The organism is Azonexus sp. MM2026_4, from assembly GCF_055901855.1.
On sequence record NZ_CM148380.1, the window covers coordinates 20,451 to 34,550 of the forward strand.

Consider the following 14,100-nt stretch of genomic DNA (forward strand, 5'->3'; position numbering starts at 1 on the left):
TTCTACCGGGCAACGGCAAGAAATCGGCCGCTGTTGGCTAAGGCCCCATCCCGTAACGGCGCGCTGCATCGACTGCCAGGCCCGCGCCAATGCTGCCGAAGAGGTCGCCTTCGACGACCCGGGCCTGGGGGAACAGCGCTGAAAGGCGCCGACGCAGCAGAGGAATGCCGCTCGATCCGCCGGTGAAGAAGAGCGTATCGATACCGGAGGCCGCCACCCCCGCCTCGGGTAGCAGTCGAGTGACGGCAGCCTCGATCTTTTCCACCAGAATCTGGGCTGCCAGATCAAATTGGCTGCGAGTCAGCAACATTTGCTCCTCCGGAGAGAATCGCTCCAGGGAAAGCTGCGCCGTCTCCTGGCTGGAAAGGGCAATCTTTACTTGTTCAACCTGGTGGGCCAGCCAATGGCCGGCGCGTTCCCGGATCAAGGCCAGAAGACGATCGAGCCGTTCCGGCGCGATGGTTTCAAGATGCAGCCGCTGCTGTTCGGCCCAGACCTGGCGAGTGTAGGCAAAATTGATGGTGTGCCAGGTCGCCAGGTTGAAATAGATGCTGGACGGCATTTCCCGACCATTCTTCAACTGGCTGCGATGACCCAGCAGGGGCATGACTTCGGCCAGGCTCAGTTGTTTGTCGAAATCGGTGCCGCCGATGTGGATGCCATCGTTGGCCAGGACATCGCTCCATCGGTCGACTGCGTGTACTCGATCCGGGGAAAGACGAACGATGGAGAAATCGGAAGTGCCACCGCCAATATCGGCGACCAGGACCACTTCCTCCCGGGTAAGGCCAGTCTCGTAATGGAAGGCGGCAGCGATGGGTTCGTACTGGAAACTCAATTCCTTGAACCCCACCGCCCGGGCGATTTCGCCCAAAGTGGCCTCGGCCAGCCGATCGGCGGCGGTATCGTCATCGACAAAATGCACCGGCCGCCCGAAAACTGCCTGATGGAAAGGGCGCCCGCCGTGCGCTTCCGCGCGCGCCTTGAGGGTGGCGATGAACTGGGTAAGCAGATCGCGAAAGCGAATGGGGCGCCCCTGGACTTCGGTGATTCCGTCAATCAGGCTGCTGCCCAGGAGGCTCTTGAGGGAGCGCATCAGCCGTCCCTCATGACCGTCGAGGTAGTCCTGAAGGCCAGCCCGGCCGAAGCGGACCGTATCTTCCTCGGCATTGAAGAAAACGACGGAAGGCAAGGTCGGCTTGCCATCTTCAAGTGGGAGCAGCGTTGCCTGCTGCGGCCTCAGCCAGCCGACGGTTGAGTTGGAGGTGCCGAAATCGATCCCGAGGGCATGGGCTGAAGTAGGTGAAACCATGGGTGGGCTTTTTGGACGGGGCGGCGATGCTACAGCGCCGCCTCTTGCCTGTCCAGAAGAGTTAGCCCGAGGCTAAGCGCCGGCCTCGAGATTGTCATTCGCCGCAACGCAGTGCTGATCTGCTGCTGGTTGGCTAATTGCCATTCTTGGCGAGTCAATGGATTCAATCACTTACTCGACCGTTTGCGGGGAGGGCTGTCTGAAGGTTTTTTTGCGGCATTTTTATGCAAAGTCAAAAAAGCCTGCAGATGAACTCCATGCCAGAAGCGCTGAACGCTGTAGCCCAGACGATCACGCCGATTATCGTGGAAGTGATGGAAGCGACGAGGCGTGCAATCACGCTGTACCTGGGACCAAAAACAAATGCAGAACTGGCGAGGACTGGTAGCGACCAGATGCCAAGCAGGAAATACGTTTCGCCACCGCCGTCACAGGAGTGCTCGGCTCCTACCGAGAACGCTACCAATATGTAGGCCAGGTATAGTGCTGCGGGAATGGCAATGATCAAAAATGCCTGATCCCTCCATTTTTTGCACTGACGCGAGGGGCTTGCGGTCAGATTTTCCTTTGGAATACCACTTTCCATCGCTACTTCGGCTTCGTCCTTCGTGGCTTTGAATGTGGCGCGATTCCCGTTTGTCACGTTTTCTCCGGAAATTTCGGCCAGGGCGAAAAAGCGAACGACCACAGTGCAATCAGGTTGAACAGCGGGACAAAGGCGATCAGGGCCCACCACGGCGACAGACCGGCCTTCGTGAAGATGCGTGCGAAGAACCAGGCGGGCAGGGCGACAATGACGATGAGGATCAGCCAGTGCCAAATCGAAAAGGAACCCATGTTCAGCTCCCTTGGTCAGCGGCGGTCGGCTTCGACGCCGGCCAGTCGGAAAACGCGAGGATGCCGGCGACGACGAGAAAGCCGAGCAGCGGGACGATGGCGATGAGTGACAGCGCCGGGTGAAATCCCGCCCGGCCGCAGATCCGCCAGAGCGGAATGATCAGTAAGGCGATGCCAAATAGTGCTTCCATGGTGTCTCCGAGTTGGAATCCCGTTGTGCGTTGGTTCAGGTTTGAAAAGCGGCATTATCCCTTTGGGTTATGACATATTCAATGGCTGGAAGCTGCCAGGCAGCGATGTCGGCAAGGCCTTGTGAGCGCCGCTGTCGCTGACGGGCGACAGGAATTTTCGGCGAAAACCGGCAATTTGCCCGCGATTGGGTGCTTCCGGCTTGAGCCGGAAACGGCAAAGGCGTAGCCTTTTTTGTTATTCCAAACGACTAACAATGGAGGCAAAAATGGAATGGTTCGTTACGGGTTTGCTCGCCGTTGCCGCGCTTCTTGTCCTGGCGACGCGCAAGCGGCGCAACGTGGTTTCCGTGGCGGAAAAGGCGCCCTATGTGCTGGTGGAGCGGCTGTTCTCGCCCGCCGAGCGCTCGTTCTTCGGGGTGCTGGAGCAATCGCTGGGAGACGAGTTCCGGGTCTTTGGCAAGGTTCGCGTTGCCGATGTGCTGGGGATCGCCACTTGCCAGACGCGAGCGGCCTGGCACAAGGCTTTCAACCAGATCAGCGGCAAGCACTTCGACTTCCTGCTCTGTCGCCCGGGTGACCTGCAGCCGGTTTGCGCCATCGAGCTGAATGACATCTCCCATACCCGCGGCAAGCGCAAGCGGCGCGACGAATTCCTGCATCATGCCTGCGCCGCCGCCGGCCTGCCGCTGGTATTCTTCCCGGCGCAGCGCACTTACCTGGCGGACGATGTGCGCGGCGTGGTGGCGGTGGCGCTGGGCGCGCCGGCTATGCAGACGCCGGGTGCCGAAGTGGTTTTTCCGGAGCTGGCCGCCGCTTGCCGGGGTGCGGGTAGTAGCTGAGGCCGGGGTTGGCCGGCGCGATCGTTGGAGTCTGCATGCGTGTTCGTTGCTTTGCCCTGCTGCTTTGTGCCGGGCTTCAGGGTTGTGCCGTGGTCACCGTGGCCGACGCCGCGGTGACGGTGGTGGCAACGACGGTGAAAGTCGGCGCGACGGTGGTGGGAACGGCGGTCGACGTGGCTGCCGCCGGCGTCGATGCGGCGATCGGCGATGACGATGCGGCTCAACCCGGCGCGGATTGAGCCGGCACGGGATTCAGGTACCGGCTACCCGGTTGCGCCCAGCGTGCTTGGCTTCGTAGAGCGCGGCATCGGCGCGGGCGACCAGGTCGTTCGGCTGATCGTCGATGCGGTAGGCGGCAACGCCGAAGCTGGCGGTTTGCCGCTCGATGCCGGAAAAATCGTGGGCGGCGATGGTGGTGCGCATTTTTTCGGCCAGCCGGCCGGCGCCGGCGAGATCGGTGTGCGGCAGCACGATCATGAATTCCTCGCCGCCCCAACGACCGACGACATCGGTTTCGCGGCTGCCTTCACTGAGCAGTCGCGCGATGTCGATCAGCGCGCGGTCGCCCGCCTGGTGGCCGTAAGTGTCGTTGATCCGCTTGAAGTGATCGATGTCGAGGAGAACGATCGCCAGCGCCTGATCGTAACGGCGGCAGCGCTGGATTTCGGCGGCGAGCGCTTCGTCGAGCTTCATCCGGTTGTAGATGCCGGTCAGCCGGTCGGTAACTGAAAGCCGCGCCAGTTCGCGGTTCAAGCGGCTGAGCTTGCGCATCCAGAAAGCGCCGATCAGCGCGATGACCAGGCCGCCGGCCAGCAGTTGCCAGACCAGCCGGTAATCGGTGCCGTTCTGGACGGTGATCGAGACGTGGCGATTGACGATCTGCTCGCGGTCGCTCACGCTCAGCGTGGCGACGCCTTTGTCGAGGATGTCGCGCAAGGCCGGCTCGCTCTTGATCACGCCAATGCGCAACTGGTTGCCGAGCTCCGGGACCTGGCCGGCGATCTTCAGGTTGAACAGGCCCTGCTTGCGGATCGCGTGGGCGGCGACGATCAGCGAACGCACGGTGAAATCGGCCTTGCGTTCGGAAACCAGGGTCATCGCTTCCGGTTCGCTTTCGGTGAGGACGATGCGCAGGTTGGGATAGTCGCGACGCAGGTGCTCCTCGACCATGGTGCCGCGCGGCAGGGCGACGCTTTCGTCGCGCAGCCAGCGGACGTCGCCGACGAAGGGGTGGTCCTCGCGGGCGATGATCATGTTCGGGTCGACGAAGATCGGCGCCGTGAAGTCGAGCCAGCGTTCGCGTTCCGGCGTCCGGTTGAGGAAGCTCATGATCTGGCAGCGCCCGGCTTTCGACGCGGTCAGGCTTTCCTCCCAGGTGCGCGTCGGGTAGAGCATGATCTTCAGGCCGGTACGCCGCGAGACCAGTTGGATCAGGTCGGCGGCGATGCCGATGTGGCGGCTGCGTTCGTCGATCAGCTCGAACGGCGCCCAGTCCGGATCGACGCACATGCGGATGATCGGCTGGCTGGCCAGGTAGGCCCGTTCGGTGGCGGAGAATTCGATGGCCGGCGTCGTGTTTTCGGCTTCCGTCGCCGTCGCGGTGAGGGCGATGCACAGGGCGGCAGCCAGCAGGCGTCTCATGGCTGGCCCTGGTGCAGCGGTTTCATCAGCCGCAGGTGCTTGTTGAGAATGGTGTAGGTGCTGTGGTCGAAGGGCGGCCGGCCGGCCGCCAGCAGGTCGTCGATCTCGGCTTCGCTGCGCACCGTGCCGAGGTAGCGCCAGCCGTCGATGACGTGGATTTCGTCGCCCTCGTGGATCACTGCCGGTCCGGGGAAGGGCCAGCTGGGCAGCTTGAGGGCGACCAGCGCGCCGACCAGGCGGGCGCTGTGGCTGGCCAGCGTTTCCTGGCCGACGCAGGCACCCTTGCAGCGGCCGGCGAGGTGTCCCGGGCAGGCCTCGCCGGCCGGCGCGTGTTCAAGGCCGCTGAGGACATCGCAGAGCTGGTTGGTTTCGACCAGGTTGCGCAGGAATTCCTTGGCCTGGCGCGCGTTGCTGAACAGCCCGTAGCAGGCCTTGCCGGTGCCGACGCCGAGGTTGCGGACCAGGCTCAGTTGCGGCCGCAGCCAGCCGTCGCCGGCGTTGATGAAGGTCCAGGTACAGACTTCCTCGTCGTCGCGCAGCGTGCCGTTCTGGGTCGGCCGCAACTGCTTGACCAGTGCCGTTTCCCGTAGCCGGGTGCCGATCTCGCCGGCGGTCTGGATCCAGTCGATGCGCCGCGTCTGTTGCACCAGCGCGCGTTCGCGCGGCGAACGTTGCTTGCCGGAGAAGAGGGCCAGGACCCGGCTACGGATGTTCTTGGCCTTGCCGACGTAGAGCGGCAGATCGTCCTGCTCGTCCCGGCTGCCGTAGAGCAGGTAGACGCCGGGGGTGTCGGGCAGCGCGTCGACGATTTCGGCGTCGATGTGTGGCGGCAGGCTGGAATAGGGATTCAGTTCGGCCAGTGCCGAGGCGATTTCGTCGGCGCTGCGGTCGCCATGGATCTTCTGCCAGAACTGGTGGATCAGGCGGGCGTCGGCCAGCGCCCGGTGGCGGCCGCTGGCGTGCAGACCGTGCCGTTCGATCAGCGCATCCAGACTGTGGCGCTTGAATTCCGGGTAGAGCGCGCGCGACAGCTTGACGGTACACAACACCGGCGCCCGGAAGTCGATGCCGAGCTGGCGGAATTCGCTTTTCAGGAAGCCGTAGTCGAAACTCGCGTTATGGGCGATGAACAGGCGCCCCTGCAGGCGGCGCCGGACTTCTTCGGCGACTTCGGCAAAGGGCGGGGCGCTGGCGACCATGGCGTTGCTGATGCCGGTCAGGCGTTCGACGAAAGGGGCGATGCGCCGTCCCGGATTGACCAGTTGCTGCCACTCGCGCACGCTACCGTCGGCATCGACTTCGACGATACCGATTTCCGTGATGCGGTCGCTGGCGGCAGTGGCGCCGGTCGTTTCCAGGTCCACGAAGGCGATGGCGGTCATGGCCGGAATTGTCTCATGACTGGGCGGCGTGGCGATTCAGGCGCAGGGCGAAAAAGTCTTCGATTGTCACCGCCAATCTGCCGGCAAGCCGCCATGCCCGCAGGCCCCGTGTTCAGGAAGACCCGCCCCTGATCCGCCGGACCCGGGCGCGATAGTCGCTCACGTTGTCGCCATCGATACGCGTCCGCTGCGTGCCCGTGATCTCGTCGACCTTGATGTCCGTTCCCCGCACCGGCTGCGCCGCGACCTTGGTTTCGCGCTCGAAGCCGTGCGACTTGTCGGTGTTGCGGTAGTAACGGTACAGGGTCCAGTACAGCGCGCTTGCGCCGACCGGGCCAGCCAGGAGCAGCCAGAGTCCGCTGTCGTCGCTCATGAGAAATTCACCAGGATCGCAATGGCGATGGTTTCGAGGATGGTGCCGACGGTGAGCGCGGCCAGCAGTAGTTTCCATTGCTGCACCGGCACGCTGCCCATGGTTTCGCCAGTGCGGGCATTGACCGCGATGTAGTGCAGCATGCCGCCATTGGCGCCGGTCTGGTGGTAGGAGTACAGCCAGACCGGCAGGTACATGGAAACCCAGCGGCTGCCGTGCACATCGAGCTTTTCCTGTTCCCAGCGCACGCCGCGGTTGTAGCGGCGCACCGAGTTTTCGACCTGGGCGCGGCCGATCGACAGCAGTTGATCTTCCAGCCGCGGTTGCAGGTGTTCGATGTTGCTGTCGCGTTTTTCCGAGGTGAAACCCGACAGGTAGGACGCGTTCCACTTCACCGCGTTCTTGGTATCGAACGGCAGGATGGTGTTGATGATGTTGTTGGTATTGGTGCGGGTGTCGAGGTTGCCGCGTTCGCTGGATGACTCCAGCGGCAGATCGTCGACGGTGAAATCGACGTGCCGTTCGACCTGGTAGATGTCGGCGTCGTAGTAGGTCTGCTTGTTCTTGTCGGAGCCGCGCGTGTATTCGCGCGTCTTGATCTCGCCCTGGCCGGCGACATCGACGCTCACCCTGCCGTCGACGATCATGTAGGGCAGGTAGACGCCGGTGACGTTCTCGGGCGTGAACTGCGTCTTGAAGGCCTTCAGGGCGAACAGCCGCCGTTTATCGACGAACTGGCGGATACGCGCCACCGCGTCTTCCTTCTTGATGCGAAAGGGCAGGACCGCGTCGGGTACCGCGCCGTTGGCAATCTGCTCGTTCACCCCCAGGGTATGGCGACACCAGTGGCAGCGCGCGGTCATCGCATTTTCCGTGTTGATCGTCACCTCGGCCCCGCAGCCGGTGCATTTGAAGGTCATCAGGGCAGCGGCATCGGCGGCGATGTCGCGGGCACCGGAGGCGATGACGGTGCCTTTGAGATCGTCAATGCCTTCCCCCAGCCCGAACAGTTCCTCGACCCGCGTGCCGTCCCATTCGTTGCGGCAGTACAGGCAGACCAGCGAATCGCTGCCGGGCTTGTGGCGGATGTCGGTCGAACTGCACTTCGGACAGCGGTTGATGCCGTCGCTGAGTTCGGTCGCGGCGGTGTCGATGATGACCGGGTCGGGCGCCTCCAGCTCCTGGCGGATTGCCTCGGGCAGGGCCGGATCGACTGGCTGGCTACCCGGGCGCGGCGGCACGTCCCGCGGCGAACCGGGGCCGGCGACCGGGCGTCGCGGAGGGAACTCGGAATCGGCCATGGTCGCGCTGCGCTACAGGCCCAGCGCCTTGGCCTTGAGCGCGTCGTAGTCGGCCTGGGTGATCAGGCCGAGATCGAGCATCTCCTTGGCTTTCTTCAGCTTGGCCACCGGGTCGTCTGCCGCCGGGGCCGCCGGCTGCTGCTGCAGCCCGGCGAGGCCGCCGGTGGCCATGCCGATGCCTACCAGTCCGGCGGCGCCACTGTGTTCGCCCGCCGACTGGATACCTTGCGCGACGCTGGCCTGCAGGTTCGAGTTGCCGCGCGCACCGGACAGCGCGTCGGCGCGCTGGACAGTCTTCAGCAACTCGCGCGTAGCCGCGTCGTATTCGATCGAGACGATGGCGGTCTTGGTGATCGCCAGGCCGCGATCGGATTTCCACTGGTAAGCCTGCTCGACCGCAGCGGACAGGCTCTTGGCGCAGCCGACCGTATCCTGCTGGATCTTGGTGATGCGGTTGCCCTTGCCCGGGTCGTTGGTGTACAGACTGAAGGCGGGCGCCAGCGAAGCGACCACTTCGTTGAACAACTGGCTGGCGGCGGCATTGTCGAAGTCGGTGAAATCGAAAACCCTGCCCGCCTGCAGGTAGCTGGCCGGCACGAAGTTCTTCACGAACAGGATCGGGTCGACGATCTTCAGCGTATACGAACCGCGGGTGATCGCGCCGACCTGCGTATTGAGGAAAGCATCGTCCCAGTAGATCTCGGACTGCGTGCCGAAGCGGTTGTCCGGCAATTCCTTCAACGAAACGAAGAACGCAGCCTGCTGCGAACCGGGCTGGCCACCGAACTTGAACCGTTCCCAGCTCTGCATGATCAGCGCGCTGACGATGTTGTCGCCGGCGAAGATCGACTGCGAGTTGAGGTCGTCCGAGCGCCACTCGTAGCCGCCCGGTTCGGCGACGAAGGCGGTGATCTTGCCTTCCTGGAAGAGCAGCAGCCCGTAGCCTTCGGGGACGACGATCTTCGAGCCGTTGCTGATGATGTTGGAGGAGCCGCTGGTGTTCGAGCCGCGCCCGGCATTGGTGCCCTGCGGCACCGCTGCAAACAGCGCTGCCGTGGACGGCAGGCCGGCCGGCACCGTGTAGAAGTCTTTCCACTGGTCCGCCAGCACACCGCCGACCGCACCGCTCACCGCCCGCAAAAGACCCATGACAACTCCCCGCTGAAGATTCGTTGAGACCACCAGAGACCAGCCGCCCGGAAAGGCGCGATGCCGATTTTCGGTCGGGAAATGCACCAGGTGCAATGCTGGAAAACTCGATCGGTGGCAAGTATCCCCGGGCCTTTCACTGCATGTCAAACGGAAGAACAAAGGCTGAATCAGGCGGCAAACCGGTGCCAGTTGCCGGGCGAGTCGTTTGGCGTGGTCTGCCAGGTCGGGTTCGCGGCGGTCGTGGGCGGCGTGGCGATTCAGGCGTAGGGCGAAAAATGCCGCCGCTTCTCGTCGACGACCAGGGCGTTGCCGCTGGGCGGAAAGGCGCGTTGCGCGCAGCGGGTGCGTGGGCAGACCTTGCAGGCGGTGCCGATCGGCGTGAAGTCGTCGATGGCCTTGAGATCGAGGATGCAGAGGCGCACACGGCTGGGTCAGGCTGCCGCGGCGGGCGGCAGCTGGGCGGGGTTTTGCCACAGGACGGTCGAGCTGCTCGGCCAGTCGCCGCTGGCGGCGGTCAGCCGCAACCTGCACCAGCAATTGCAGTTCTGCCTCGGCCCGGCGCTGGCATTCGCCGACCGGGGCGGGTCGCCGGCGCAGCGCGCAGCACTGTGCCAGGCTATCGAACAGGCCGACCTGGCGGCGGTGCTGGCTGCGTATCGTGAGCTGGCGGCTGATTTCCGCGTCAGTCTGCTCGGCGTCTGCGGTGAACTTTCCGAGAGCCTTGCAGGCTGAGTTCAGTAAACAGCGGGAGATGGCGGTTTCTCGTTGACGGTATGTGTTCGGTGCGAAAATACTCGCGGTTTGGCGTCGGCTTTTTCGCCCTTTCCTCCTGTCACTTCTATGACCGACGATCTTTTTCCGCTGCCGCCGATGACCGACACCGCCCCGCCATTCGACATGCAGGGCTTGTCCCCCGACACCCACAAGGTGGCCCTGGCGGGGGCGCTGCTGTGGTCGTACTGCACCCGAACCCAGGTCCATGAGCTGCTGTCGCTGCTGGAGTTCAAGAATGCGGCCGGACGCAATTTCACCGGCGATCAGGTCAGGACGGCGTTCCAGGAACTGAATCAGCGCCAGTTGCTTGACGAAAACGCGCAACGCCCCGGTTATTTCCGGCTGGTCGATTCCCTGCGCGTTCCGCTCTACCGGCAACTGCTCGAACTCAAGGGAGCGCGGCGAGTGGTCGAACTGGTCTGCCGCGTCCATCAATTCGATTTGCGCCGGCCGTGGTTCAACAGCTTTCGTGGCAAACCGTTTGGCAGCATTGCCCTGCTGCGCGCCATGCTGTTGGCGGGGGGCGGGCGGGAAGAGATCGCGCCGCTGGCCAATGTGCTCAACGAGGAGCAGAGCTGGTGGCAACTGGCGGCGGAGGCGGTTCTATTGCCCTTTGATGGCGAGAGTTTCGAACGCCTCGATCCCTACTGGCAATCCGAAATGGCCAACCGGGCGGTCATTTCGCTCAGCAAGCTTTGGTCGAGTGCTTTCCTGCCGGTCGTCAACTGGGCCTATGCGCGATTGCAGTCCCGGCCGGATAGCCTGGCTCCCCACCTGCGCATGGCGCTCGCCGATCTCGCGCTGCAGCGCGGCGATACGGCCTTGCTCGAGCAGGCGCTGCACGGTATCGACGGTGCCGGTTGCGATGTCCTGCGGGCGGCGAAGCTGATTGCCGATGGCCAATGGGCGGGCGGGCAACAGGCCTTCGAGCTTGCCCTCAAGCGCGGTCAGACCGAGATGGGGGTGCGCAAACGGGTATTTCCGGACTCGGTCGCCTGGCTTTACCCACTCGCCCTGCTGGCGCAAGGGAGTCCGAAGCAACTCGAACTGGCGCGCAAATTCTGCGTCGGCGAAGCCGGCACGCGAACGCCCAGCGCGCACGACGATTGGGGGCGCTGGGTCAATGCCATCGACGCCCGACTGGGCAACGCGCCCCTGGTGCCGGGCGCGTTTTCGCTGCAGGACAACGGCTACGAGCAATATTTTCTGGTACTTTTCTGGAAGGTCATGCTGGCCGCCTGGGTCGGCACGGAGGCGCTGGGCGTGGCCAAGGCCGGCAACAAGAAGGCGCTGGTTTTCGACGGTCTGCGCCGCCGTCTGCAGGAGTGCGGATTCAAGCGCCTGCTCGCGATGCTGGACGCCGCCGAAGCCGTGCTTGGCGGCGACGAGCCGCCGGCGGGATTCTTTGTCGCCGGCAAGGGCGAGCGCTGGCGCGAAGTGCTCGGCGCCCTCCAGGCGCTGGCGGGCGACGGCGCCGCCGCCGCCAAGGGCAAGGACGACGCCGAAAAGACCCGCATCCTGTGGACCTTGAGCATCGGCAAGCAGGGCGAATTGCTCGACATCAAGCCCCTTGAGCAGAAACGCGGCAGCCGCGGCTGGAGCACGCCGAAGGCGCTGCCGCTCGGCCGCCTGGCGGCCAATCAGGCGCTGCCGCCGGCCGACGCCCGCGTCGCCCGCTGCCTGCGCGCCGATCGCTATTACGCCAAGCGTTTCAATATCGATCTGGCCGCTGCGATTGGCGCCCTGGTCGGCCACCCGGCGGTGGCCCTGGAAAAAGCGCCGGGGCAGTTGGTCGATCTGGTCGAAACGCCGCCCGAGTTCGAAGCTGTCCGCCAGGGCGAGAAGATCGTCATGCGCATCAACCCGCCCCTGCGCGCGGAGGATACCGACAGCTATTACCTGGATGCGGAAGCCAAACGCGACGCCGAGGCGCTGCGCCTGATCACCTTGTTGCCGGACGGCGCGCAGCGCGTCCGGCTGGTGCGCTACACGGCGGCGCAAAAACGCGCCGCGCAACTGGTGTCCGGGCGCTTCGCGGTGCCGGCGAAGGCCGAGGGGGCGCAGGCCGAACTAGACAAGACCTTGCAGGCGCTGGCCGGGCATTTCCAGGTGCAGGCCGATGCGGCGCAGGCTTCGCGGCAGATCGCGGCGGAAACGCGCCTGCGGGCGGAACTGGCGCCGGTCGGCGAAGCGCTGTCGTTGCGTCTGGTCGCCGCTCCCTTCGGCGCCGAGGGGCCGCGCTTGCCGGTGGGCAGCGGCCGGGTCCGGCTGATGGCGGCGATCGGCGGCGAAACCCTGGGCGCCGAGCGGGACCTGGCGGCGGAAAGGAAACATCTCGAAAGTCTGCTCGACGCTTTTCCTTACCTTGAAGAGATCGGCGATCCCGCGGCCGGCGAGTGGCTGATCGAAGACCCGGAGCAGGCGCTCGGGCTGGTCGAGGGGCTGCCGGGGCAAGCCGGCATCGCCGCCGTCGATTGGCCGAAGGGCAAGAGCGTCCGCGTCATCAGCGTCGATCCCGGCAAGCTCGGCATCACCGTCAACAAGGAGCGCGACTGGTTCCGCGTCGCCGGCCAGGCCGCGCTCGATGAAGGCCTCGTCGTCCAGTTGGAAAGCTTGCTTGCCGCCGCCCGCGGACGGAGCCGCTTCATCCCGATCGGCGACGGCGTCTATGCGGCGCTGACTCGCTCGCTGAAACAGAAACTGCTCGACCTGGCGGCGGTCGGCGAAGTCGACAAGCACGGCAGCAAGGTCCCGCAAATCGCCGCCGCCTGGCTCGACGACGTGCTCGACGGCACCGGGCTGGAGGCCGGCGCCGATTTCCGCCAGGCGATCGACCGCCTGCGCGCCGCCCAGAACATCCTGCCGAAGCTGCCGAAATCCCTGCAGGCCGAGCTGCGTCCTTACCAGGAAGAAGGCTATCAGTGGGCGATGCGCCTCGCCGCCGCCGGCATGGGCGGCTGCCTGGCCGACGACATGGGGCTGGGCAAGACCCTGCAGGCGCTCGCCGTCATGCTCGAACGGGCAGCGGGCGGCGCCACCCTGGTCATCGCGCCGACCTCGGTGTGCGGCAACTGGCTGGCCGAGGCGCTGCGCTTCGCGCCCAGCCTGAACACTCGCATCTACAGCGAGGCCGGCGACAGCGAACGCGAGCAGTTGATCGACGGAGCCGGCCCGCAGGACGTGCTGATCGTCTCCTACACGCTGCTGCAACTGGCCCAGGAACGCTTTGCCGGCCGTTCATGGCACACCGTCGTCGCCGACGAGGCGCAGGCGATCAAGAACGCGGCGACCAAGCGTTCGCAGGCGGTCTTCGAACTGCCGGCCGATTTCCGTCTGGCCCTCTCGGGAACGCCGGTGGAAAACCGGCTGGCCGAACTGTGGTCGATCATGCGCTTCGCCAACCCCGGCCTGCTCGGCAGCAGCGGCCGCTTCAACGAACGCTTCGCCGGGCCCATCGAACGCAACCGCGACCGCGACGCCCAGCACGTCCTGAAACGCCTGATCGGTCCCTTCGTCCTGCGCCGCACCAAGGCGCAGGTGCTGCAGGATTTGCCGCCGCGTACCGAGTTGATCCTCTCGGTCGCTCCGGAGTCCGCCGAGGCGGCGCACTACGAAGCGCTGCGCCGACAAGCGATCGACGAGGTCGGGACGCTCGATGCCCAGGCCGGGCAGGCGCGTTTCAACATCCTGGCGCAACTGACCAAACTGCGCCGCGCCGCCTGCGATCCGCGCCTGGTCAGCCCGGAATTCGGCATCGTCGGCGCCAAGGTGCAGGCCTTCGCCGAACTGGCCGCCGAACTCACCGCCAACGGGCACAAGACCCTGGTCTTCAGCCAGTTCGTCGATTTCCTGCAGATCCTGCGCGCGCCGCTCGACGCCGCCGGCATCAGCTACCAGTACCTGGACGGCGCGACGCCGGCCGCCGAACGTAGCAAGCGCGTCGCCGCCTTCCAGGCCGGCGACAGCGACCTCTTCCTGATCAGCCTGAAAGCCGGCGGCTTCGGCCTCAACCTGACCGCCGCCGACTACGTGGTGATCACCGACCCCTGGTGGAACCCGGCCGCCGAGGACCAGGCGATGGGCCGCGCCCACCGCATCGGCCAGCTCCGGCCGGTCACCGTCTATCGTCTGGTCAGCAAGGGCAGCATCGAGGAACGCATCGTCAACCTGCACCACGACAAGCGGGCGCTGGCCGACAGCATCCTCGACGAGGGTGACGCGTTAACGCTGCCGTCGACGGAAGACTTGGTGGCGCTGATCCGGGGCGAGTAGGGGGCGGGGGCGGCGGGAATCCCGCC

At 65.1% G+C, this 14,100-nt stretch carries 14 protein-coding genes; 4 read left to right on the forward strand and 10 right to left on the reverse strand.

Features of this window, described 5'->3' with window-relative positions:
- Positions 1–37: 37 nt before the first annotated feature.
- The 4 genes from AC0KWY_RS00015 to AC0KWY_RS00030 form a co-directional block, all read right to left on the reverse strand.
- Positions 38–1,312, reverse strand: coding sequence for an Hsp70 family protein (locus AC0KWY_RS00015; RefSeq protein WP_474027603.1), 1,275 nt, complete (start codon positions 1,310–1,312; stop codon positions 38–40).
- A 232-nt stretch (positions 1,313–1,544) separates the two neighbouring features.
- Complete coding sequence (locus AC0KWY_RS00020; protein ID WP_474027604.1) at positions 1,545–1,955, reverse strand: hypothetical protein; 411 nt, start codon at positions 1,953–1,955, stop codon at positions 1,545–1,547.
- Complete coding sequence (locus AC0KWY_RS00025; protein WP_474027605.1) at positions 1,952–2,149, reverse strand: hypothetical protein; 198 nt, start codon at positions 2,147–2,149, stop codon at positions 1,952–1,954. Before AC0KWY_RS00025 ends, AC0KWY_RS00020 begins: the two co-directional genes overlap by 4 nt.
- A 2-nt stretch (positions 2,150–2,151) precedes the next feature.
- Entirely contained in the window at positions 2,152–2,340 is a 189-nt protein-coding gene (locus AC0KWY_RS00030; RefSeq protein ID WP_474027606.1) for a hypothetical protein, read from the reverse strand.
- Between the two features lie 266 nt (positions 2,341–2,606).
- Between AC0KWY_RS00030 and AC0KWY_RS00035 the strand changes: the two genes are divergently transcribed.
- Positions 2,607–3,179 (forward strand): DUF2726 domain-containing protein, encoded by a 573-nt coding sequence (locus AC0KWY_RS00035; protein ID WP_474027607.1) that lies wholly within the window; start codon positions 2,607–2,609, stop codon positions 3,177–3,179.
- 35 nt (positions 3,180–3,214) lie between these two features.
- Complete coding sequence (locus AC0KWY_RS00040; protein WP_474027608.1) at positions 3,215–3,418, forward strand: hypothetical protein; 204 nt, start codon at positions 3,215–3,217, stop codon at positions 3,416–3,418.
- A gap of 13 nt (positions 3,419–3,431) precedes the next feature.
- Here the strand turns inward: AC0KWY_RS00040 and AC0KWY_RS00045 are convergent, their stop codons facing one another.
- The 6 genes from AC0KWY_RS00045 to AC0KWY_RS00070 form a co-directional block, all read right to left on the reverse strand.
- Entirely contained in the window at positions 3,432–4,820 is a 1,389-nt protein-coding gene (locus tag AC0KWY_RS00045; protein ID WP_474027609.1) for a diguanylate cyclase, read from the reverse strand.
- Positions 4,817–6,202, reverse strand: a complete 1,386-nt coding sequence (locus AC0KWY_RS00050) for an exonuclease domain-containing protein (protein WP_474027610.1) — start codon at positions 6,200–6,202, stop codon at positions 4,817–4,819. The genes AC0KWY_RS00045 and AC0KWY_RS00050 overlap by 4 nt, the downstream gene beginning before the upstream one ends.
- Positions 6,203–6,314: 112 nt before the next feature.
- Positions 6,315–6,575 (reverse strand): hypothetical protein, encoded by a 261-nt coding sequence (locus AC0KWY_RS00055; protein WP_474027611.1) that lies wholly within the window; start codon positions 6,573–6,575, stop codon positions 6,315–6,317.
- Positions 6,572–7,876 (reverse strand): hypothetical protein, encoded by a 1,305-nt coding sequence (locus AC0KWY_RS00060; RefSeq protein ID WP_474027612.1) that lies wholly within the window; start codon positions 7,874–7,876, stop codon positions 6,572–6,574. The genes AC0KWY_RS00055 and AC0KWY_RS00060 overlap by 4 nt, the downstream gene beginning before the upstream one ends.
- Before the next feature lie 12 nt (positions 7,877–7,888).
- Positions 7,889–9,025: an SPFH domain-containing protein gene (locus tag AC0KWY_RS00065; RefSeq protein WP_474027613.1), complete on the reverse strand. Its 1,137-nt coding sequence runs from the start codon at positions 9,023–9,025 to the stop codon at positions 7,889–7,891.
- Positions 9,026–9,285: 260 nt separating this feature from the next.
- On the reverse strand, positions 9,286–9,450 hold the full coding sequence (locus tag AC0KWY_RS00070; protein WP_474027614.1) for a short-chain fatty acyl-CoA regulator family protein: 165 nt from the start codon (positions 9,448–9,450) through the stop codon (positions 9,286–9,288).
- On the opposite strand from AC0KWY_RS00070, the gene AC0KWY_RS00075 reads away from it, so the two are divergent.
- On the forward strand, positions 9,437–9,760 hold the full coding sequence (locus AC0KWY_RS00075) for a hypothetical protein (RefSeq protein ID WP_474027615.1): 324 nt from the start codon (positions 9,437–9,439) through the stop codon (positions 9,758–9,760). The genes AC0KWY_RS00070 and AC0KWY_RS00075 overlap by 14 nt on opposite strands.
- Positions 9,761–9,868: 108 nt before the next feature.
- Positions 9,869–14,074: a DEAD/DEAH box helicase gene (locus AC0KWY_RS00080; RefSeq protein WP_474027616.1), complete on the forward strand. Its 4,206-nt coding sequence runs from the start codon at positions 9,869–9,871 to the stop codon at positions 14,072–14,074.
- Positions 14,075–14,100: the final 26 nt, after the last annotated feature.